The sequence below is a fragment of the Tessaracoccus sp. genome (genome assembly GCF_016714275.1).
GTDB lineage: Bacteria > Actinomycetota > Actinomycetes > Propionibacteriales > Propionibacteriaceae > Arachnia.
Genome location: NZ_JADJNP010000002.1, coordinates 862,333 through 883,040, shown reverse-complemented (window position 1 = coordinate 883,040; position 20,708 = coordinate 862,333). Strand labels below are relative to the sequence as shown.

General features: G+C 69.6%; 19 protein-coding genes. 10 read left to right on the top strand and 9 right to left on the bottom strand.

What is annotated here, in order from left to right; all coding sequences use genetic code 11:
• Positions 1 to 23 precede the first annotated feature (23 nt).
• Together IPJ61_RS12775 and IPJ61_RS12770 are read left to right on the top strand one after the other, a co-directional pair.
• Positions 24 to 461: a dihydrofolate reductase family protein gene (locus IPJ61_RS12775; RefSeq protein ID WP_297107899.1), complete on the top strand. Its 438-nt coding sequence runs from the start codon at positions 24 to 26 to the stop codon at positions 459 to 461.
• Positions 462 to 623: 162 nt separating this feature from the next.
• Entirely contained in the window at positions 624 to 1,574 is a 951-nt protein-coding gene (locus IPJ61_RS12770) for a hypothetical protein (protein ID WP_297107898.1), read from the top strand.
• A gap of 26 nt (positions 1,575 to 1,600) precedes the next feature.
• Here IPJ61_RS12770 and IPJ61_RS12765 read toward each other — a convergent pair whose 3' ends face one another.
• Positions 1,601 to 2,662 (bottom strand): 2-oxoacid:ferredoxin oxidoreductase subunit beta, encoded by a 1,062-nt coding sequence (locus IPJ61_RS12765; protein ID WP_297107897.1) that lies wholly within the window; start codon positions 2,660 to 2,662, stop codon positions 1,601 to 1,603.
• Positions 2,659 to 4,545, bottom strand: a complete 1,887-nt coding sequence (locus tag IPJ61_RS12760) for a 2-oxoacid:acceptor oxidoreductase subunit alpha (RefSeq protein WP_297107896.1) — start codon at positions 4,543 to 4,545, stop codon at positions 2,659 to 2,661. Before IPJ61_RS12760 ends, IPJ61_RS12765 begins: the two co-directional genes overlap by 4 nt.
• Before the next feature lie 140 nt (positions 4,546 to 4,685).
• Between IPJ61_RS12760 and IPJ61_RS12755 the strand changes: the two genes are divergently transcribed.
• Entirely contained in the window at positions 4,686 to 7,310 is a 2,625-nt protein-coding gene (locus tag IPJ61_RS12755) for a penicillin acylase family protein (protein WP_297107895.1), read from the top strand.
• A 163-nt stretch (positions 7,311 to 7,473) separates the two neighbouring features.
• On the opposite strand, the gene IPJ61_RS12750 is transcribed toward IPJ61_RS12755, so the two are convergent.
• A complete protein-coding gene (locus tag IPJ61_RS12750) occupies positions 7,474 to 10,605 on the bottom strand; it encodes a DEAD/DEAH box helicase (protein WP_297107894.1) in 3,132 nt (1,043 codons plus the stop codon).
• Positions 10,606 to 10,672: 67 nt separating this feature from the next.
• Between IPJ61_RS12750 and IPJ61_RS12745 the strand changes: the two genes are divergently transcribed.
• From IPJ61_RS12745 to mptB, 4 genes are read left to right on the top strand one after another with little or no spacing between them, the layout of a single operon-like run.
• Positions 10,673 to 11,077: an NADH-quinone oxidoreductase subunit B gene (locus tag IPJ61_RS12745; RefSeq protein ID WP_297107892.1), complete on the top strand. Its 405-nt coding sequence runs from the start codon at positions 10,673 to 10,675 to the stop codon at positions 11,075 to 11,077.
• A complete protein-coding gene (locus IPJ61_RS12740; RefSeq protein ID WP_297107890.1) occupies positions 11,074 to 11,607 on the top strand; it encodes an NADH-quinone oxidoreductase subunit C in 534 nt (177 codons plus the stop codon). Before IPJ61_RS12745 ends, IPJ61_RS12740 begins: the two co-directional genes overlap by 4 nt.
• The gene (locus IPJ61_RS12735; RefSeq protein WP_366505592.1) at positions 11,604 to 11,927 is read left to right on the top strand and encodes a 4Fe-4S binding protein; all 324 of its coding nucleotides are present in this window, start codon (positions 11,604 to 11,606) and stop codon (positions 11,925 to 11,927) included. The genes IPJ61_RS12740 and IPJ61_RS12735 overlap by 4 nt, the downstream gene beginning before the upstream one ends.
• Positions 11,920 to 13,404: a polyprenol phosphomannose-dependent alpha 1,6 mannosyltransferase MptB gene (gene mptB / locus IPJ61_RS12730; RefSeq protein ID WP_297107888.1), complete on the top strand. Its 1,485-nt coding sequence runs from the start codon at positions 11,920 to 11,922 to the stop codon at positions 13,402 to 13,404. Before IPJ61_RS12735 ends, mptB begins: the two co-directional genes overlap by 8 nt.
• A 232-nt stretch (positions 13,405 to 13,636) precedes the next feature.
• Here the strand turns inward: mptB and IPJ61_RS12725 are convergent, their stop codons facing one another.
• Complete coding sequence (locus IPJ61_RS12725; protein WP_297107886.1) at positions 13,637 to 14,287, bottom strand: response regulator; 651 nt, start codon at positions 14,285 to 14,287, stop codon at positions 13,637 to 13,639.
• The gene (locus IPJ61_RS12720; RefSeq protein ID WP_297107884.1) at positions 14,266 to 15,447 is read right to left on the bottom strand and encodes a sensor histidine kinase; all 1,182 of its coding nucleotides are present in this window, start codon (positions 15,445 to 15,447) and stop codon (positions 14,266 to 14,268) included. Before IPJ61_RS12720 ends, IPJ61_RS12725 begins: the two co-directional genes overlap by 22 nt.
• 132 nt (positions 15,448 to 15,579) lie before the next feature.
• Here IPJ61_RS12720 and IPJ61_RS12715 point away from each other — a divergent pair, with 132 nt between their 5' ends.
• The gene (locus IPJ61_RS12715) at positions 15,580 to 16,497 is read left to right on the top strand and encodes a CPBP family intramembrane glutamic endopeptidase (protein ID WP_297107882.1); all 918 of its coding nucleotides are present in this window, start codon (positions 15,580 to 15,582) and stop codon (positions 16,495 to 16,497) included.
• Here IPJ61_RS12715 and IPJ61_RS12710 read toward each other — a convergent pair.
• Both IPJ61_RS12710 and IPJ61_RS12705 read right to left on the bottom strand, forming a co-directional pair.
• Positions 16,485 to 17,366 carry an exodeoxyribonuclease III gene (locus IPJ61_RS12710; protein ID WP_297108181.1) on the bottom strand — a complete coding sequence of 294 codons (882 nt, stop codon included), beginning with the start codon at positions 17,364 to 17,366 and terminating at the stop codon, positions 16,485 to 16,487. The genes IPJ61_RS12715 and IPJ61_RS12710 overlap by 13 nt on opposite strands.
• Positions 17,366 to 17,890 (bottom strand): GNAT family N-acetyltransferase, encoded by a 525-nt coding sequence (locus IPJ61_RS12705; RefSeq protein WP_297107880.1) that lies wholly within the window; start codon positions 17,888 to 17,890, stop codon positions 17,366 to 17,368. The genes IPJ61_RS12710 and IPJ61_RS12705 overlap by 1 nt, the downstream gene beginning before the upstream one ends.
• Before the next feature lie 129 nt (positions 17,891 to 18,019).
• Between IPJ61_RS12705 and IPJ61_RS12700 the strand changes: the two genes are divergently transcribed.
• Positions 18,020 to 18,511, top strand: coding sequence for a YajQ family cyclic di-GMP-binding protein (locus IPJ61_RS12700; protein WP_297107878.1), 492 nt, complete (start codon positions 18,020 to 18,022; stop codon positions 18,509 to 18,511).
• A 518-nt stretch (positions 18,512 to 19,029) separates the two neighbouring features.
• Here IPJ61_RS12700 and IPJ61_RS12695 read toward each other — a convergent pair.
• Both IPJ61_RS12695 and IPJ61_RS12690 read right to left on the bottom strand, forming a co-directional pair.
• Positions 19,030 to 19,269, bottom strand: coding sequence for a hypothetical protein (locus IPJ61_RS12695; protein WP_297107876.1), 240 nt, complete (start codon positions 19,267 to 19,269; stop codon positions 19,030 to 19,032).
• On the bottom strand, positions 19,266 to 19,529 hold the full coding sequence (locus IPJ61_RS12690) for a ribbon-helix-helix protein, CopG family (protein ID WP_297107874.1): 264 nt from the start codon (positions 19,527 to 19,529) through the stop codon (positions 19,266 to 19,268). Before IPJ61_RS12690 ends, IPJ61_RS12695 begins: the two co-directional genes overlap by 4 nt.
• Before the next feature lie 297 nt (positions 19,530 to 19,826).
• Between IPJ61_RS12690 and IPJ61_RS12685 the strand changes: the two genes are divergently transcribed.
• Positions 19,827 to 20,684, top strand: a complete 858-nt coding sequence (locus IPJ61_RS12685; protein ID WP_297107872.1) for a S66 peptidase family protein — start codon at positions 19,827 to 19,829, stop codon at positions 20,682 to 20,684.
• Positions 20,685 to 20,708: the final 24 nt, after the last annotated feature.

Genomic DNA, 20,708 nt, shown 5'->3' with positions numbered 1-20,708 from the left:
GTGTCGTAAGTCCTCTTCTCCGCGTGAGCGGTGCCGAGGGTGCTGGTGCGGGCGCGGAGGACGGGCTCCAGGGTGATGCGGGCGTGCAGCATCGCGCCGCCCTTGGCGCGGGTCGCCAGCAGTTGGCCCGCCCAGGAGCCGAGTTCCTCGCTGGGCTGCTCGATCACGCTGACCTGCGGCTCGCCGCGGTCCTGGGCGCCCGGACGGTGGTCGCCGACTCGGGTGGCACCCTGAACGCCGCCCTCCTTCGCGCGGGTCTGGTCGACGAGATCGACGTCGTCACGCTGCCCGGCCTGGTTGGCGGCCTCGGCACCCCGTCGATCATGGACGGCGCACAACTCGACGACACCCAGCTGCCGATTCGGGCGGAGCTCATCGACTGCCAGGTCACTTCGGAGCGGCTCGTTCGCACGAGGTATCGAGTCATCAACCAGGCCGGTCCGAAGCGCCGGCGTCTTTGAATCGGGTAGTACGCGCTCACCGCTGGCTATTCCACCAGATTTGGTGGAATAGCCAGCGGTTAAGGGCTTCACTTCGGGCGGAGTGTTGTCCGATCGGCCATAGGTGTTGTCCGTGGCGCCGGAAAGCGTGCGCTTGGGGCCCGATGCTCAAAGACTGGCGGAATGCCATCACGACAGCCTCTGCCGCCCAGCGTGGCGCAGCTCCTCAACCATCAACATGGCGTGCTCACGGTCGCACAGCTACTCGACGCGGGCCTCACCCGACGGGTATGTGAGCGCGTCACGGCGGACTGGGACCGGCTGGCCCGGGGGCTCTACCTGGCGCGAACCCCAACGTTCGAGTCCGCCGCGTGGGCGGCATCGCTCTACACGGGGCCCAATGCAGTGCTCGGCTCTTCGGCCGCTGCGTATCTGAACGGTGTCCTGCGCGACCCGCCATCGGAAATCGTGGTGTGGGACGGCGGCGACCACGAACCGATCAACGTCGGGGCTTGGCGCACCCGGCCGCGGCGCGGGGTGCGGGCCGGGCGGGGAGCACCGGCAAGGCTGGCCGTCGAGCAGAGCCTGCTCGACCTGACACGTGACAACAGCGAGATAGGCACCGTCGACGCCGTTGCGCGCGCTCTCTCCCGCCGGCTCACGACGCCGGAGCGCCTGCTCGCCGCGCTGGACGACCGCACGCGCACGCGACACGGCGCGCGGATCCGTGGTTTGTGTTCGGCCGGCAAGGCGGGGATCGAGAGCGCGCTCGAATGGCTCTTCGGTGAGGTGGTGCTCGCCGCGCACCGGCTGCCGACCCCAGAGCGGCAGGTCACTTCCAGCGAGGGGCGCATCGACTGCAGGTTCAGCGAGTTCGGTGTGATCGTGGAACTCGACGGCATCCGCGACCACACCGAGTGGTCGAAGGACATGTTCCGCGACAACGCACACGCGATCCGCCTGGACTCGGTCACGTTGCGCTACGGCTGGCATGCGGTGGTGTATCAGGCTTGTCTCGCCGCGGAGCAGTTGGAGGAGGCCCTCGCGCTCCGTGGCTGGAAGGGGCGGCGACGTCGATGCCGTCGCTGTCCCGAGCGCTCACCGCTGGCTATTCCACCAGATCTGGTGGAATAGCCAGCGGTTAAGGACTTAGCGGCGAGCTACGCCTGGGAGCCGGTCTCGTCGGCCAGCCAAGTGGAGGGGCCGGTGATGATCGACTGCAGCGTCTTGCCGTTGCTGCCCGACTGCGCGAGCGCGATCTGGTCCCGGGTCAGGTCGTCGTAGGACGGGCGCTCGACGCGGCGGAAGATGCCGACAGGGGCCTGGTCGAGGTGGCCGCTCTCGGTTAGCCGCGAGATCGCGAAGGCCTGCGACGGGTCGGGGCGCGTCTCGTCGTGGATCACGATCTGCGACGGCTCGGCCTCGGCGGCGGGCACGATGGCCAGGTCGCCGTCGGCCTTCCGGATCAGGGCCCGGGGGTTCTCGACGCCCCACGTGACCGGCTCGCCGTGCTTCAGCCGGATCAACGTCTCCTCCGCACGGGGACCCTTCAGATCCTCGAAGGCGTCGTCGTTGAAGATGGGGCAGTTCTGGTAGATCTCGACAAGGGCCGCGCCGCGATGGTTGGCGGCAGCGGTCAGGATCTCGGTGAGCTGCGCCCGGTCCGAGTCGACGGTGCGGGCCACGAAGGTCGCCTCCGCGCCCAGCGCCAGCGAGATCGGGTTGAACGGCTCATCCAGTGAGCCGTACGGGCTCGACTTCGTGACCTTGCCGATCTCCGACGTCGGCGAGTACTGGCCCTTCGTGAGGCCGTAGATGCGGTTGTTGAACAACAGGATGGTGATGTTCACGTTGCGGCGCAGCGCGTGGATCAGGTGATTGCCGCCGATCGACAGCGAGTCACCGTCACCCGTGATCACCCACACGTTCAGGTCCGGCCGCGACATCGCGATGCCCGTCGCGATCGCCGGCGCGCGGCCGTGGATCGAGTGCATGCCGTAGGTGTCGACGTAGTACGGGAAGCGCGAAGAGCAGCCGATGCCGGAGACGATCACGCTGTTCTCGCGCCGCAGCCCCAGGTCGGCGATCATCCCCTGGAACGCCGACAAGACGACGTAGTCACCGCAGCCCGGGCACCAGCGGACCTCCTGGTCGCTGGTGAAGTCCTTGCGGGTCAGCGGCTCGATGGCGAGCGGGACGCCGGCCAGGCCAGTTGCGGTCATGACAGCTCCTCCGCGGTGATGGGGTCGATGACGTCGAGCTCGGCGATCAGGTCCGCCTCGAGGTCGACGATGGAGATGGGCAAGCCACGGATGCGACCGTAACCCGACACGTCGACAAGCGTACGCGCGCGCAGCAGCGCCGCCAGCTGGCCGAGGTTCATCTCCGGCACGATGATCTTCTCGTAGCCGCGCAGCACCTCGGCGAGGTTCGGCGGCATCGGGTTCAGGTGACGCAGGTGCGCGGTGGCGATCTTGCGGCCCGTCTTACGCACGCGGCGCGAGGCCGCGGTGATCGGGCCGTAACTCGAACCCCAGCCGATGACGAGGATCCTCGCCTCGCCGGAAGGATCCTCCACCTCGAGATCCGGGATGTCGCGCGCGATGCCCTTGATCTTGGCGTGGCGCGTCTTCGTCATCAGCTCATGGTTGTCGGGATCGTAGGAGACGTTGCCCGTGCCGTCGGCCTTCTCGATGCCGCCGATGCGATGCTCAAGGCCGGGCGTGCCCGGAATCGCCCACTCGCGCGCGAGGGTCTCGGGGTCGCGCAGGAAGGGGAGGAAGACAGGCTGGCCCTTCTCGTCCACGCCGTTCGGCCCCGTCGCGAAGTTGGGGTCGATGGGCTCGATGTCGTCCAGGTTAGGGATCTTCCACGGCTCGGCGCCGTTGGCCAGGTACCCGTCGGACAGCATGATCACCGGGGTGCGGTACTTGATCGCGATCCGGCACGCCTCCAACGCGGTGTCGAAGCAGTCGGTCGACGACTTGGCCGCGATCACCGGGACCGGAGACTCTCCGTTGCGGCCGTAGAGGGCCTGCAGGAGGTCCGCCTGCTCCGTCTTTGTCGGCATGCCCGTCGACGGGCCCGCGCGCTGCACGTTCACGACGACGAGTGGAAGCTCGGTCATCACGGCGAGGCCGATCGCCTCGGCCTTCAGCGCCATGCCGGGACCCGATGTCGTGGTCACGCCCAGCGCGCCCGCGAACGACGCCCCGACCGCGGCGCCGACACCGGCGATCTCGTCCTCGGCCTGGAACGTCATGACGCCGACGTCCTTGCGGCGCGACAGCTCGTGCAGGATGTCTGAGGCCGGTGTGATGGGGTAGGAACCGAGGAACAGCTGAAGCCCTGCCTTGTGTGCGCCGGCCATCAGGCCGTACGCCGTCGCAAGGTTGCCGGAGACCTGGCGGTAGCGGCCCTTGGGCATCGGTGCCTTGTCGACGTGGTACTGCACCTCGAAGGTCTCTGTGGTCTCGCCGTACGCGTAGCCGGCCTTGAAAGCCGCGGTGTTCGCGTCGCGGTAGAGCGGCTTGCTCGCGAACTTCTCCGCGAGGAAGTCGATGGTGCCCTCGACGGGTCGCGAGTACAGCCAACTGAGCAGGCCGAGCGCGAACATGTTCTTCGTGCGGGAGGCGTCCTTGCGGGTCAGCCCGAACTCGGCGACGGCGCCCGTCGCCAGCCCGGTGAGGTCCAAGGCATGCACGGAGTAGTTGCTGAGGGTGCCGTCCTCGAGCGGGTTGTGCAGCCAGCCGATCTTGGCGAGGTTGCGCTTGGTGAAGTCCGCCGTGTCGACGATGATCGTCCCGCCGCGCGGCACGTCGCGCAGATTCGCCTTCAGGGCCGCGGGGTTCATGGCGACCAGCACGTCAGGCACGTCGCCCGGCGTGACGATGTCGAAGTTCGCGAAGTGCAGCTGGAAGCTGGAAACGCCGGGCAGCGTGCCCTGTGGCGCGCGGATCTCGGCCGGGAAGTTGGGCAGGGTGGCGATGTCGTTGCCGAAACTGGCCGTCTCCGCCGTGAAGCGGTCGCCGGTCAGCTGCATGCCGTCGCCGGAGTCCCCGGCGAAACGGATCACAACTCGTTGTAGCTGATGCTGCTTGGGCACGAATAAAACCTTCAGTCCTGTCGATCGCAAACCTTGCCCATTCTAGGCCTGGCCGCCGGCCCCGAGGACCCGAGTTCCTTGCGCCATCGGTGAACGCCACCGCCGCAGACCTCTTGACCGGGGTGGGAAGGAGGGACACGATGGCCCCATGGCGCGCCGTGCGGCGCGCACCCGGGGGAGGGGCCATGGCCGAGCCGGATGCAGGGACGCCTCTGCCGGTCGAGCGGAAGGCGCCACGAAAGCGGCGGAGGGTGCTGCGCGTGCTCGCCTGGGTCGTCGCGGTTGTCGTCGTGCTCGCACTCGCGGGCGTCGGTTACGGCGTCTGGACGGTGCGGCGGTCGTTCCCGACGACGAGCGGAACCGTCACGCTCGCCGGCCTCACTCACGATGCGACGGTGCAGCGCGACGCGCGCGGCATCCCAACGATCACCGCCGAGACCTCCGAGGACCTCTTCTTCGCGCAGGGCTACGTGCATGCCCAGGACCGCTTCTGGGAAATGGACTTCCGGCGGCACCTGACCAGCGGGAGGCTCTCGGAGCTGTTCGGGGAGGGGCAGGTCGCCACCGATACCTTCCTGCGGACGCTCGGCTGGCGTCGCGTCGCCGAGAAGGAGGTCGAGGCCCTGCCGCCGGCGATCCGCGGCTACTACGAGTCCTATGCGGCAGGCGTGAACGCCTACCTCGCGGACCACGCGGGCGCCAGTCTCTCGCTCGAGCACGCGCTGCTCGGGTTCCAGAACCCGGGCTACGCGCCCGAGCCGTGGGAGCCTGCCGACTCTGTCGCCTGGATGAAGGCGATGGCCTGGGACCTGGTCTCCAACGTCGGAGACGAGGAGACGCGCGCGCTCGAGGCGCGGTTCCTCGACGCCGAACGGCTCGCCGAGCTCTACCCGGGCTATCCGTTCGACGAGCATCCCGTCATCCTCGCCGACGACCCCGCGGGCAGGAAGGTCCTGGCGACGGCGGTCGTCGAGGGCGGCGGCGCCACCGCGGGCGAACGCATCCGGTCCGCGATCGAGACCTTCCAGCGCACCCCGCTCGCCGAGCTCATCGCCCAGGCGGACAAGCTCCTCGGGAGCAAGGGTGAGGGCATCGGCTCCAACTCCTGGGTGGTCTCCGGGGCACACACGACGACGGGCCGGCCGCTGCTCGCCAACGACCCGCACCTGGGCGCGGCGCTGCCATCGGTCTGGACGCAGGCGCAGCTGCGCTGCAGGGCGGTCACCGAGGCGTGCCCGTTCGACGTCGCGGGCTTCAGCTTCTCGGGGCTGCCGGGCATCGTCATCGGGCACAACCCGCACATCGCCTGGGGCTTCACGAACCTGACCACCGACGTCGCCGACCTTTTCGTCGAGAACGTCGACGGCGACCGCTACCTCTACGACGGACAGTGGAAGGACATGGCCGTTCGGCAGGAGACGATCAAGGTCGCCGGTGGTGAGGACGTCACCATCACGATCCGCGAGACAGGGCACGGACCCGTGGTCTCCGACCTCGGCTACGGCTGGGGCGAGATCGCCGAGGGAGCGAAGGAACCCGCGAAGGCGGCGCTGTCGCTGCGCTGGACCGCGCTGGATCCCGGCACCACCACCGAGGCGATCTTCGGGCTGAACCTCGCGAGCGACTTCGCGGAGTTCCGCGAGGCCGCCGCGCTGTTCGCCGTTCCCGCACAGAACCTGATCTATGCCGACGCGGAAGGCAACATCGGCTACCAGACGCCGGGCCGGCTGCCGATCCGCGCCACCGGTCGGGACGGCTCCCTGCCCACGCCGGGATGGGGCAGTGAGTACGACTGGCAGGGCTTCATCCCGTTCGAGGAGCTGCCCTGGACGTACAACCCGGAGGCGGGCTACATCGTCACGGCCAACAACGCCATCGTGAACGACGACTACCGCTACCACCTGACCGACGACTGGGACTACGGCTACCGCGCCGCCCGCATCGTCGAGTTGCTGGAGACCAAGCTCGCCGACGGCCCTGTGAGCGCCGCCGACCTCGCCGCGATCCAGCTGGACAACCAGATGCCCGCCGCGGCCTCGCTCAAGAAGGCGTATGAAGGTGCCGCGCCCGGCGACGAGCGCCTGCGGACCGCGCTCGGCATGCTCGCCGACTGGGACGGCCAGAACGCGCCCGACTCGGCGGCCGCCGCCTTCGCGAACGTGCTGTGGGAGCACCTGACGGCCCGGCTCATGGAGGGCCACGGCGGCGAGATCGGGCGCGGGGACCAGGCCCGGCTGGCCCGCTTCCTCGAACTGCAGCTAGCCGCACCGGACTCGCCGTGGTGGACCCAGGACGGGGCGACGACCCGGCAACAGCTCCTCGACGGCGCGGCCGCGGACGCGCTCGCCGAGATCACCGCGCTGCAGGGGACGGATCCGGCCGGGTGGAACTGGGGTCGGCTGCACGCCATCACCCTGACTCATGCCACGTTCGGCACGAGCGGCATCGGCCCGGTCGAGGCGCTGTTCAACCGCGGCCCTTACCCCGTCGGCGGAGGCTCCAGCGTCGTGAACGCGACCGGCTGGAACCTCGGCCAGGGCTATGCGACGGTGACCGTGCCATCGATGCGGATGGTGGTCGACGTCGCGGACTGGGACGCCTCGACCTGGCAGAACCTCACCGGCCAGAGCGGGCATCCGTTCCACCCCGACTACGTGGACCAGACCGAGGGCTGGGCGCGCGGCGAGCAGTACCTGTGGGCGTTCACGCCGCAGGCGGTCGCGTCCACGACCACCGCGACGCTGACCCTTACCCCCGCGGATTGACCCCCGCTGGCTGAGCCGGGCCGCGACGAGGGAGCGCCGTGTCGAAGCCCATGACCGGCACATGTCCATGGACTGGATACGGTTCATTGGCGACGACCAGGAGACGCGGTCGACGTCGTCGACGCGTCTCGGCTCGACCAGCCGTGGCCTGGCTCAACCGGCGTCAGGTATCCAGCAGGCCGAGGATCTCGTCGGCCGAGAGCGGGGCGGCCACGTCGGAGCCGGTGCCGACGACGGCGTCGAACAGGTGGCGCTTTCGCGCCTGGAGCTCGACCACCTTCTCCTCGATGGTGTCGCTCGCGACGAGCCGGTAGACGTTGACGGGCTTGTCCTGGCCGATTCGGTGCGTGCGGTCGATCGCCTGGCTCTCCGCCGCGGGGTTCCACCACGGATCGAGGATGAACACGTAGTCCGCCTCGGTCAGGGTCAGCCCGAAGCCGCCGGCCTTGAGGCTGATCAGGAAGACGGGCGCGTCGCCCTCGCGGAAGCCGTCGATGGCGCCGGCGCGGTCGCGGGTGCGGCCGTCGAGATACTCGTACGCGATGCCGTCCGCGGCGAACCGCTCCCGGACGAGGCCGAGGAAGCCGGTGAACTGCGAGAACACCAGCGCGCGGTGGCCCTCGGCGATGACCTCGCCCAGCATCTCCACCAGGGTGTCGATCTTCGCCGACGCCGCGGGGTGCGCATCGTCGATCAGCGCGGGGGAGAGGCTGAGCTGGCGCAGCAGCGTGAGCGAGCGCAGGATCGTGATGCGGTTGCGGCCGAGGTCGCCGAGCAGGCCCAGCACCTTCTGGCGCTCACGGGCCAGGTGCCGGTCGTAGAGCCTGCGGTGGCCGGGTGACAGCTCGACAGGGACGATCTGTTCCTGCTTCTCCGGCAGCTCCGCAGCGACGGCCGCCTTCGTGCGGCGCAGGATCAGCGGACGGATGCGGCGGTGGAGCCGGGCCAACGCCTCGGTGTCCCCGCCCTCGATGGGGCGGCGGAACGCGGTGGTGAAGGCCTTCGGGTCCGGGAAGAGGCCGGGGGCCGTGATCGAGAGCAGTGACCACAGGTCCATCAGGTTGTTCTCCAGCGGCGTGCCGGTCAGCGCGATCTTCACGCCCGCGTTCAGCTTCCGCACCGCCTGGTAAGCCTTCGAGGCGTGGTTCTTCACGAACTGCGCCTCGTCCAGCAGCACGGCGCCCCAGCCGACCTCGCGGTACTGCTCCGACTCCAAGCGCAGCAGCGTGTAGGACGTGACGACGACGTCGGCGCCGTCGATGCTGGCGGCGAGGGGCTCGTTGCGCTTGGCCGCGGTCGCTGTCACCGTGACGGTGCGGAGACTCGGTGCGAACCGGGCAGCCTCCGCCGCCCAGGTGCCGATCACCGACGTCGGCGCCACCACGAGGATCGGTCCCTTCAGGGCTCCGCGCTCCTTGGCCGACAGGGCGAGCGCCAGTGCCTGGACCGTCTTGCCGAGCCCCATCTCGTCGGCGAGGATGCCGCCCAGGCGGGACGCGAGCAGGAAGCTCAGCCACTCGAAGCCTGTCGCCTGGTAGGGACGCAGCTCCGCCTCGAGGCTGTCTGGCACGGGCACCTCGGGCAGCGACGAAGGGTCGAGCAGCGCGCCGACGGCCGACCGCCACGACTCCGCCTGCTCGGTGATCACGCCCAGCGAGACGAGTTCCTCCCAAAGACCTGCGTGCTCGGGGCGCAGCCGGAAGGTGTCGCCGTCGACATCGACGATCAGCTTCGCCTCCTCGACGAGGATCCGCAGCTCGGTCAGCTCCGGCGCGTCGAGCGAGAACCAGGTGCCGGAGTCCAGCATCAGATGGTCGTCGCCGGCGGCGAGCGCGGCAAGCAGGTCCGCCAGCGGCACCTTCTCCTCGCCGACGGTGACCTCGACGTGGAGATCGAACCAGTCGCCGGCCTCGGCCTCGCCGACCGACAGCCTCACAACGGGGTCATCGTCGGCCAGCGTGAAGACCGGGGCGTCGCGGTTCAGCTCGAGGACGACGTCGTCGCGGCCCTCCAGCGCGGGCAGCACCTCGGACACGAAGGAGATCAGCGGGCGGCCGGTGAGGAACGCCGGGCGCAGCTCGGCGCCGGTCAGGCCTGTCTCGACCCACGGGCCGTGCGGGACCTTGTCGGCGAGCCGCGCCTCGGCGGCACGGTCGCGCGCGACGCCCGCGGCCGGGGCGAGCCCGACGTCGTGGCTCGTCGTCCCGACCTGGTAGCGGAAGCCCCACCGCACGCTAGCCGTGCGTTCGCCGAAGTCGACCCGGCACAGCAGGCGGGGAGGCTCGGGCTCGGGCAGGACGACGCCGTCGCCCAGCTCGACGGCGACCGCGCGCCGCAGCTGGGGAAGGTAGCCGGCGGCGAACGTCTCGGCCTCGTCCGTCGGGATGCGGACCTCGCCCTGGCGGAAGAGGCCTGCGGCGGCCGGGGAGAGCGCCCGGGTGAGCGGACCGATCAGCAGTTCGTCGTCCTGGACCAGCCACGCCCCGTGGGCAGGAAGGCCGAGGAACGACCGCCCGGGCAGGACGACGTCCCGGCCCTCCACGCGGGCGAGGGTCCGCACAGCGAGCGCGTCGCCGTCGAGAGAGATGCCCAGCACCGGCTCGATGCCGGACAGCAGTCGCGGCTCGGCCATCGGGCGTCCGGAGTAAGAGGTGCCCGGCAGCAGGGTCACTCCCGCGGCGACGGCGTCGGCGAGCGCCGCCCAGCCCGAAGGCAGCATCTCGGCCATCGAGAGGGTCTCGCGGCGGCCGTAGCCGTTGGCGTTGTCGGCGGCGCGGAGCGCACCCAGCGCGACGCGGTGTGCCTCCCTGATCCCGGCGTTGGGGTAGGCGACGTCGTCCCAGCTGATGCCGGAACGGATCCAGTTCTCGCGCTTGCCCGGCCGCAGCAGGCGCAGAGTCAGCGTGCCCACCTCCTCGGCGACCTGCAGCGCAAGAGGGGCGCCGTCGTCGGCCTTCGGGAGGAACTGGGCGAGTGCCGTCTGCCAGCGGATGACCCGCGGCTGCGCGCCCGGCTTCATCAGCGTGAGCACGAGAGCCACGCAGTGCTTGCAGTCGCGTTGCATGGGGCACGAGCAGGTGGCCCGCATGGTGGAGGGGCCGCCGTGGACCGTGCAGTGGTAGGAGCGGTAGTTGCTCCCGCGGACCGTCGCCGTGGCCAGCTCGCCGACGGTCTTGATCGACGAGACCCTCCCCAGGTTCGCGTACTGCCGCCCGCGCGCCACCGTCGCCGCACCGAAGATCCGGTTTAGGTCGGCGTCGGTCAGGCTCCCGACCCAGGAAGGTAGTTTCGTCATCGCGCCAAGGATTCTACGACGCCTCGCCGGCAAACCCATCCGGCAACGGCCACGTAGACTGAGCGGCATGCTCAGGGCGAGGGATTGGTTCGACGATGGATCGGTCTTCGTGGTCGACATCCCGCTCGCCTGCTGCGCCCTGGAGACCGAGGCCGCGGCGGAGGGCCGCGGCGAGCGCGACGCCCGCGACATCCCCGCCGACGCCCGCGTCGTCGTCACGCTCTCCGGCACCCTGACCACTCCCGCCCTGCCCGCCGTGCGGCACGCGCTCGACGGGCTCGGCCGGCCCGCCGTTGTCGTCGCCTTCGGTGCCTGCGCGTGTGTCGGCGGCCCCTACTGGGACTCCTACGCGGTGGTCAACGGGGCCGAGTCGCTGGTGGCGGTCGACCACTTCATCGCGGGATGTCCGCCTCCGCCGTCGGCCCTCGACGACCTCCTGGCGACCGTGCGAACTGAGGCGGTGTCGGCATGACCCGCATCGAGCAGGTGCAGTGGCGCGACGCCGTCGCGGGGGCGCTCGCAGGCGGGCACACCTTCCTCGCCAACCTCACCGCCGTCGACGAGGTGGGCAAGAGCGACCACATTCGCGTGCTGTTGCGCCTCCTGAACCCCGACACCGGAGCCGACTTCACCCTTGAGACGCTTACGGACCGCGACGACGCGCATCTCGCCGACATCGCGGACCTCCTTCCCGGCGCCGCCTGGCTGCAGCGTCAGGTCCATGACCTGTTCGGCGTGGTGTTCGACGGCGGGGACAACCGCCCGCTGATCCACCACGCGGGCGGCGCGCCGCTGCGCAAGGACGTCCTGCTCGCGGAGCGGTTGTCGACGCCGTGGCCCGGCGCCCTCGAGCCGGGTCAGTCGGCCCCGGGTGCCAGGAAGATCGTGCCGCCGGGCGTGCCCGACGCCGCCGTGCTCGCCGACCCGGAGGCGACGCCAGCCGACGTCGCGCTGTCGGCGACCGGCGCGAGGGTGCGGCGCCCGATCGGAGGGCCGCGATGATCCACGGCCGCATTGAGCTGATTGACGAGCGCTGCACCTCCTGCATGATCTGCGCCCGCGAGTGCCCCACCTGGTGCATCACGCTGACGTCGCACCAGGAGAAGCGGATCCCCGCCCCGGGCGCGCGGCCGCGCACCGAGAACGTGCTCGACACATTCGCCATCGACTGGGCGCTCTGCATGTACTGCGGCATCTGCATCGAGCAGTGCCCCGCCGACGCTCTGGCTTGGGGTGGCGCGCACGTGCCGTCCGCCGACCGGCTCGCCGACCTCCTGCACGGTCGAGATCGGCTCGCTCCCTCTGGCAGTGGCGGTGCGTAGCCGGCTGTCCCGAGCTCTCGCCGACCTGCGCGGGGCCGCGTCGTCGCGTGCCGTGTGGCTGGGTTTCGGCGGCAGCCTGCTCATCCTGATCGGCTCGCTGAGCCCCGCCTACCTGCCGCAGGCCTCTCCCATGTGGGACGTGCTGCGTAGCTGGGGCATCGACGGGCCGACGACGAAGTGGGTGGGGACGGGCACGACCCTGATTGGCCTCGGTGCACTCCTTGAATCCTGGTTCCGGCTCCGCCCTGCGGCGCGCCGGGCGCGCGGCAGGCAGGAGCTGCGGACCTGGCCCGTGCTGGGAATCATCGCGGCGCCGCTGCTGTTCGGCCCGCCGATCTTCTCGCACGACGCCTACTCCTACGCCGCCCACGGCTGGCTGATGGAGAACCACCTCAGCCCGTACCAGGTCGGCCCGGGAACGCTGCCCGGCTACTTCGCCGATCAGGTGGCCTGGGTGTGGCGCGAGACCACTGCGCCGTATGGTCCGCTCGCGCTCTGGCAGAGTCATGTCCTCGACGGCCTCGTCAACTTCGACCCGTTCCTGTCGGCCATCGCGATGCGGGTTCCGGCGCTGTTCGGCGTTGCGCTGATCGGGCTGTGCGTGCCGCGCATCGCGCGCCGGGTCGGCGTCGACCCGGCCGCGGCCAGCTGGTTCGCCGTCCTCAACCCCATCCTCGTGATCGACTTCATCGGCGGCGCGCACAACGACTCCCAGATGACGGGCCTGATGCTGCTCGGCATCCTCATCACCATGCGGTACCGCACCTGGTGGTGGGGAGCCCTCGTCGTCGGCGTCGCCGCGGCGGTCAAGCAGCCGGCGTTCCTCGTGGCGGTCGCGCTGCCGTTCCTGGTGACGCCGTGGACGTCGTGGAAGCTCAAGCCGACGGCGATCGCGGCGGCGAAGGCGCTGGCGTCGTTGGGCCTTTCGGCCGCCGTGTTCGCCGGGATCTCCGTGGCGTCCGGGCTCGGCTTCGGCTGGATCAACGCCATCAACGTGCCGGGCATGGTGGACACCGTCTCGCCGTTCACGGTCGTCGGCCACATCATCCAGTTCCCGGTGAACCTGGTGACCGGAGACCCGGACGGTCGCGCCGTCGTCGCGACGTTCAAGGGCATCGGCGCGGTCGTGGGCGCGCTCGGCATCATGTGGTACGCGATCCGCCACCTCGGGAAGCGCCCACTGCACTTCGTCAGCTACTCGTTCATCTGGTTCGCGCTCTGCGCCCCGGCCATCCACAGCTGGTACCTGCTCTGGGGCGCCGTCCTGCTGCCCATGACCAAGCCGTCGACGCGCGCGCTGCGGGCCGCGATCATGTTCACGGTCTTCCTGCTCGGGTTCAACGCCATGAACTTCGGCCTCCGCAACGGCATGGCGCTGATGGTGTTCGTGCTGTTCGGCGTCAGTTACTGGATCGTCCACACCCACGAGCTGAGTCAGCCGATGGAGCAGCCCGACGACGCCCGTGTGAGCGTCTGAAGGTCTGTCGGCATACCTATACCCGGGCAGCCGACACGTTTCGACAATAAGGCGCTGTTTTGGGAGGGATCTCGCCCGAACGGCCACGTTAGCGGTGGATCGGCGCGCCTGGCCGAGTAGGGCGGTGCCTACGGGCCGATCTCCCAGACTGCCGCGATGGGGCACGTATGTTCGTTTGGTCGTAGATTGTGTGTTCGTTTGGTCGCTCTATGAGTGAGCGTTTGGTCGCTGCTCAGCCGCGTCTGGCAGCGTGGACAAGCAGCGCGAGTTGGACGCGATTGGTCACGGCCAGCTTCTCGAAAATCCTTGCCAGGTGCGTCTTCACCGTGGGCAGGGAAAGGTAGAGGCGGGCGGCGATCTCGGCGTTCGTCAGGCCCTCGGCGACGAGGTCGGCCACCTCCGCCTCGCGCTCCGACAGCTGGGCGACCCGCTCGACGCCGTCGATGCGCGGGGCGTCGGCGGCGCTCAGCAGCGACGACGCCGCCTCAGGGGAGAGCGTCATCGTTCCCGCGGCGGCCTGCCGGACCGCGTCGACGAGCTGGCGGGGTGCGGTGTGCTTGAGCAGGAAGCCGGAGGCGCCGGCGCGGAGCGCTCCCAGCACGTAGGCGTCGGTCGCGAACGCCGTCAGCATCACCACCGACGGCGGGTCGGGAAGCGCGCGAATCCGTGCCGTCGCCTCCACGCCGTCGCGACGCGGCATGCGCACGTCCATCAGCACGACGTCCGGGAGGAGGTGGGCCGCGAGCTCCTCCGCCTCGACGCCGTCGGCCGCCTCGCCGACGATCTCGACGCCCTGCGCGCCGTCCAGCACCAACCGGAGCCCGGCCCGGATCAACGGCTCGTCGTCGACGAGCAGAACGGTCAGTGCGTCCACGGCACCCATGTCTCCAGGACGAAGCGATCGCCGCGCGGCCCGGCGTCGAACCGTCCGCCCGCGAGCGCGACCCGTTCGCGCAGCCCGATCAGGCCCACACGCGCGCCCAGGCCGTGCTCGGCTTCGCCTGCGAGGGGATTCCCGACGGCGAGCGTCGCTCCCTCGCCGGGGACCACATCGACGCGCACGGCGATCGGCTTGCCCGGCGCATGCTTGACCGCGTTGGTCAGCGACTCCTGCAAGACCCGGTAGAGGTGCGCGGTGACGCTGGGTGGGATCTCGACGTCGTCGGGGACGCGCACCTCGAGCGCCACCTCGGCGCCCGCCGCGCGGACGCCGTCGACCAGGTCAGTCAGGTCGGCGAGGGTCGGTGCAGGGCGGGTGTCGGCCGGGTCGGAGCGCAGCACCTGCAGGGCCGCGCGCAGCTCGTCGGCCGCCTCCTGCGCGCCCTGCCGGATAACGGCGGCCGCCTCGCGCGCCTGCTCGGGAGAGAGGTCGTCGCGGTATTCGAGCGCCCCGGCGTGCAGCGAGACGAGCGCGAGCCGGTGCGAGACCGTGTCGTGCATCTCGCGCGCGATCGCGGTGCGCTCCTCCTGGCGGGCCTGCGCCTCCCGGGCCTCCTGGCCGCGGTGGGCGGCGTCGGCCTCCTGGCGCAGCGACCGCAGCAGCGCGCGACGCCCGCCCCGGTAGAGGCCGATCAGCACGAGGACTGCCGCGAGCAGCACGGTGGCGATCAGCGCCTCGTACCAGGGGATGGTCTCGCCGGGGGAGAAGAAGTTCATGGCAACCGCCGCCGCGAAGGACAGCGCGGCCGCCGCGACCCAGGCGGGGCGCCGTCGTCCCGCGAGTGAGACGACGGCGGCGATCCCGGGAAGGAGGGCCGACCCCGCGATGCCCGAGAAGAGCACGACGACGGCGCCGGTGATCAGCGCCCGACGCTCCCACCGCGGATCCTGCTCCTCACCGGGCTGCGTCTCCCGGTTCAGGACACGCGGCAGCAAGACGAGGGCGAGCACGCCGAGGAGGGGATTGAGCAGCATGAGGACGGTGTTGGCCGGCTCGGGAAAGCCGGCATCGAGGTGCACGCCCCAGGAAACGAACAGCACTACCGGCATCAGGATGGACAGCGTCACCATCCACCAGCGCTGCGTTCGGGAGAGGGGCGGCATGGCCCCCAACATAGGCCACACGGCTGCCCCCGCGGTGTCGGCCGAAGGGATGAAAACGGGCCATCCCTTCGGCCGCCGACGACATGCCGACGCCCGATGGCGGGGCTCGGCAACCTTCCCGACGATGGAGCCATGACAGTCGTTACGCCCCAGACCCCGTCTCTCCCTCCCGCGCCGGAGACGCCGCAGACCGCCGCGCTCCCGTATCACCGGCTGGCGCTCGCAGGCCCACGCCCCAGGTGGTGGCGGCCCCTCGCCGCCGTGATCCTCAGCGTCGTCGCCTACACGGTCTTCCTGGTTCTCCTCGCCGTGGTCGCGGTGTTCGCCGCACCCGCATGGACGGAGCGCATCACGGCGGACCCCACCGACGCGTTCGACCTCGCCGACCCGGTGGCCGCGGCATTCTCGTCGGTGATGCTCGCCCTGATGATCCCCGCCATCGCCATCGGGGTCCGGCTCGCGGAGCGTCGACGCCTCGGCACGCTGTCGTCGGTCGCGGGGCGGCTGCGGGTGGGTCTGCTCGGCCGCTACGGCGTCTTCGCCCTTGTCCTCTTCGTCGCCTACACGGCCATGGTGCTCGTGATCGACGCCGCGACGGGGTCGGCACCGACGCTGGAGTGGGACGCGGCGTCGGCCGGCCTCCTTGCCGTCGCGTTGCTGCTCGTCCCCTTCCAGGCCGCCGCCGAGGAGTACGCGTTCCGGGCGCTGCCGCAGCAGGTGCTGGGCGCCTGGCTGCGGAGCCCGTGGTGGGGCATCGTGCTGCCGGTGCCGCTTTTCGTGTTCGGCCACGACTACACGCTGCCGGGGCAGCTCTCGATCGCGGTCTTCGCTCTCGCCGCCGGCGTCCTCACCTGGCGCACGGGTGGCCTGGAGGCCGCCATCGCCCTGCACGTCGTCAACAATGCGGCAATCTTCATCCTCGGCGCCATCGGGATCGCCGACCTCAGTGCGACGGACATCTCCTGGCTCGCCGCTGCCCTCGACGCCGCGATGATCGCGAGCTTCACCTTCCTGGTCCTCCGGGACCAGGGCCGGCGTCAGATCGCGTAGTCGACGACGACGGGCGAGTGGTCGCTGACCCGAGCCTCGTAGGTCGCCTCGCGGCCGACGAACGCGCTCGTCGCGGCCTTCGCGAGACCTGGGGAGGCGAGGTGGTAGTCGATCCGCCAGCCGGTGTCGTTGGCGAAGGCCTGGCCGCGCCAGCTCCACCAGCTGTAGGGGCCCTCGACGTCGGGGTGCAGGTGCCGGACGACGTCTATCAGCCTCCGCGGGCCGACGATGGACCCGAACCATTCGCGTTCCTCCGGGAGGAAGCCCTCCGACTTCTGGTTCGAGCGCCAGTTGCGGAGGTCCAGCTTCGTGTGGGCGATGTTGAAGTCGCCCATGACGAGGAACTCGCGGCCCTGGGCGGCGGCCTCCCGCTTCGACGCCGTGAGCGCCCGCGCGAGGCCTCGCATGAACCGCATCTTCCGCAGGTACTTCTCCTCGCTGCCCTCCTCGTAGGGCCAGGCCGCACCCTTGGGAAGGTAGAGCGACGCGACCCGCACCGGGGCGTCGGCCAGGTCGACCTCGACGTAGCGGCCCTCGTGGGAGAACGCCGCGAGGTCCCGGTTGACGATGCGCTCCGCGGACAGGTCTGTTGGGCGGCCGCCGGGGGAGATCTCGGTGATGACTTCGGCCAGCGAGCGGACCCGCTCCGGCGCGTGCCGGGTGAGGACCGCGACGCCGTTGCGACCGGCGAGCTGCCCGGCGTCGAGCGTGACGTGGAACCCGTCGAAGGCATCGAGGGGCAGGTCGTCGACGCGGCAGCGCACCTCCTGCAGCGCGATGACGTCGGCGGTCGTCTCGTCCCAGTAGCCGCGGAATCCGCGGCGCAGGGCCGCGCGGATGCCGTTGACGTTGTGGGTGCCGATCCGGATCATCGCACGATCTCGACGGTCGCGGTGGGCCACGGGTCCGTGGTGAGGCGGCCGTAGGTGAGGACGTCGACGCGTGCCCCGTCGACGAGGAACTTGCCCCTCTGACGCCCCTCGTGCCGGAATCCTGCCGCGGCGGCGACGTTGCCGGACAGCGGGTTGTCGGCGCGGTGCCCCAACTCGAGACGCTCGCAACCGCCCGAGCGCAGCGCCCAGTTCGACACCGCGGTGGCCGCCGCGGACGCCCAGCCGCGCCCGCGGTGGGAGGCGTTCATCCAGTACCAGAACCAGCCGACGCGGTTGACGGCGTCGACGGTGACCGCGACAAGCCCGACGAGCCGGTCGCCGTCGCAGATCGCGAACGGGCGTGTGTTCCCGGAGGGGTCGAGGAGCCCGTAGACGTAGGCTTCTGCCTCGGTGATCGTGGTGACGGTGCCTTGGCGGGCCATGCTGGGGTCGGAGTCGAAGGCGGCGAGCACGTCGGCGGCGTCGTCGGCGCGCAGCGGGCGCAGTGTCATCTCGGGCATGGGTTCACCTCAGGGCGTTTGGGATGTCGGGCGAGCCTACCAGCCGGTGGTCTGACATCCCCGCATGCGGTGCCTGGCAGAATGAACCGGAACACATACGTAATCTGACAGCATTTTGAGGAGCCCGACATGGCAGCAGACAGCTCATTCGACGTCGTAAGCAAGGTCGACCGCCAGGAGGTGGACAACGCGCTGAACCAGGCGGCAAAGGAGGTCTCGCAGCGCTTCGACTTCAAGAACACGGACGCGAAGATCGCCTGGTCCGGCGAATCGATCGAGATGCAGGCCGTCTCCGAGGAGCGCGTGAAGGCGGTCCTCGACGTGTTCCAGTCGAAGCTGCTGCGCCGCGGTGTGAGCCTGAAGTCGCTCGACGCCGGCGAGCCGCGCTCGTCCGGGAAGCTGTGGAAGATCACCGCGGCCACCAAGGAGGGCATCACGCAGGAGAACGCGAAGAAGGTCACGAAGCTGATCCGCGACGAGGGCCCCAAGGGCGTAAAGGCGCAGATTCAGGGCGATGAGCTGCGCATCTCCTCCAAGAGCCGCGACGACCTCCAGCGCGTCCAGGCCCTGATCAAGGAGCAGGACTACGACTTCGCGGTCCAGTTCGTGAACTACCGCTGACCATCGCTGGTTGAGCCGTCGCACGAGGCGCCAGCCGAGTCGGCGTGTCGAAACCAATCACTCAGCCCAACTGGCACGGGTATACCAGTTGCTGCACACCAGGCCTCTCAGTCGCGAAGTACTCAGCGGCTCTGGCTTGGCTTGGGCTCGATACCATCTCGACATGACAGACAAACCAGATGATGCGGTCGCCGGTCTATCCGAGGTCCTCCTAGCTCTAGGCGACCAGCTCCGACAGGCCAATCATGAGGTAGGGATACGCCGCGTCTATACAGCGGAAGACGATCCAGAGTTCGAGCCGGTGCTGTTCTTTGACCATGCCGAAGTCGAACTGACGGTGACCGCGACTACGTCGCTAGAGGGTGGGGTCAAGATGTGGGTCCTCGCAGGTGAGGGCTCGCGGAGCAACCAGCGCACGGATCCGGCTCACGGTTCACCTCAACGGCCCTCAAGGGCAAGAGGTAGGGGTCGGGGAATAGGGGAGCGAGGCTGCGGTGCATTCCCTGGCAGCGGGCTTCTCATGGGAGCAGGTCGAGCATCTGGTGCCGCGCTTTCATAGCGTGAATGACAAGTTCGTTTCCGCTGTCGAAGACAAGGACGACCATCTCCAGAAGCCGACCGTGCGTGTCGAAGCCCAGCCTTAACTGCCGGCTGGGGTTATTCTCGTCCAAGTCCTCGACCCATACAGCCCAGGTCGCCGCGTACCGGATGTCTTGTTCCGGGATGCGGTGCTTCCTCGCGGAAGCGTGGATGTTCACGACGCGTAGGCCACGAGCGCGTCTCGGATCGTCTCGGAGCGGGTCTTGTGCTCCTGCGCCGCGCGGGCGTCGATGGCGGCTAGCTCCTCGGTGGTGAGCCGAAGGGCGACCACCTGTGTCGGCGTAGCACCCCTGCCTGGGCGGCCGCGTCCGCGTGTCTTGAGTGCAGCGATGTCGTAGCCGCGTTCCGCCTCGTCGGCCCACGCCGCGATCTGCTCCTCAGTAACCGGCTGACCGTTGATCGTCTCCTGCGCTCCCATGGCTATATCGTATAACAAAAATTTGGGATCGACATGCATCTCCGGGCGCTGCGTGCGTTGGCTGGGTGCTACGCAGCTAGGCTGGGTGTCGCGAGCCAGCCTGGGCTGGTCGGACCGATCAGGGTCGGGTCCCCGCCCGTCAGACAACAGTTGTTGCTTTTCGAGATAGGGACAACTACTGGTGTTTTTGTGAGGTTCGCCGCCAAGCACAACATCGCTCGCGACTCTCCTGCCGAATGCAATCCCTTTGCCGTCTTTCCCGACCGTCGGCCATGTCGGTTGGGCGAGGGCGACGCGGTGGCTCTCGTCGCGCCGGCGAGTTGGGCCGACTCCGCGTGGATCGAGCAGACCGCCGGCGTCCTGGCTGGATGGGGATGGGAGGTTCGGGTTGGCAGGCATGCACATGACCGTCTGGGATACCTCGCCGGCACCGACGACGACCGGCTCGCTGACCTCAATGCGGCGATTCGTGATCCGCGTGTCCGGGCCATCGTGTGTGTGACCGGCGGTTGCGGCAGCTTCCGGCTGGTGCGAGGTGTCGACGTCGAGGCCCTGCGCGCCGATCCCAAACCCATCGTGGGGTACAGCGATATCACCGCCTTGCATCGCGTGTGGCAAGCGGTTGGGGTGCCGTCCCTTCATGGCGCGGGCGCAGGAGCACACGCCGAGACCGTACGGAAGCTGCTCATCGGCGCTCGGCCAGATCCGGTCGTCGCCGATCCCAACCGGTACGGCGCGATGCTGACAACGACCGGTGCTGCGACCGGTGTCCTCGCTGGCGGAAACCTGGAGCTGCTGGCTCGGAATGTCGGCGTCGTGGAGTTCGACTTGGAGGGGTGCGTCCTGTTGCTTGAGGCCAACCGGGCGGCTGGTCTCGGCATGGTTGATCGAGCGCTGACCCAGTTGATCGACTCCGGCTCGCTGGCGGGGATTTCGGGTGTTGCCATCGGCATTTTGGAGGGGTTCGAGGGCTACGAAGACCGCGACTGGGACGTCGTCGACGTGCTGCGTGAGCGGCTCGGCCTGCTGAAGGTACCGATTCTCGCGGGGCTCCCGGTGGGCCACGACCCGAATCCTGTCACGGTGCCGCTCGGTGTCGCGTGCGTGCTCGACGCCGACGCTGGCACCTTGGCGTGCGGGCCCGCGATGCGTTGAGACCGACTCGGTGCGGCTGCATGC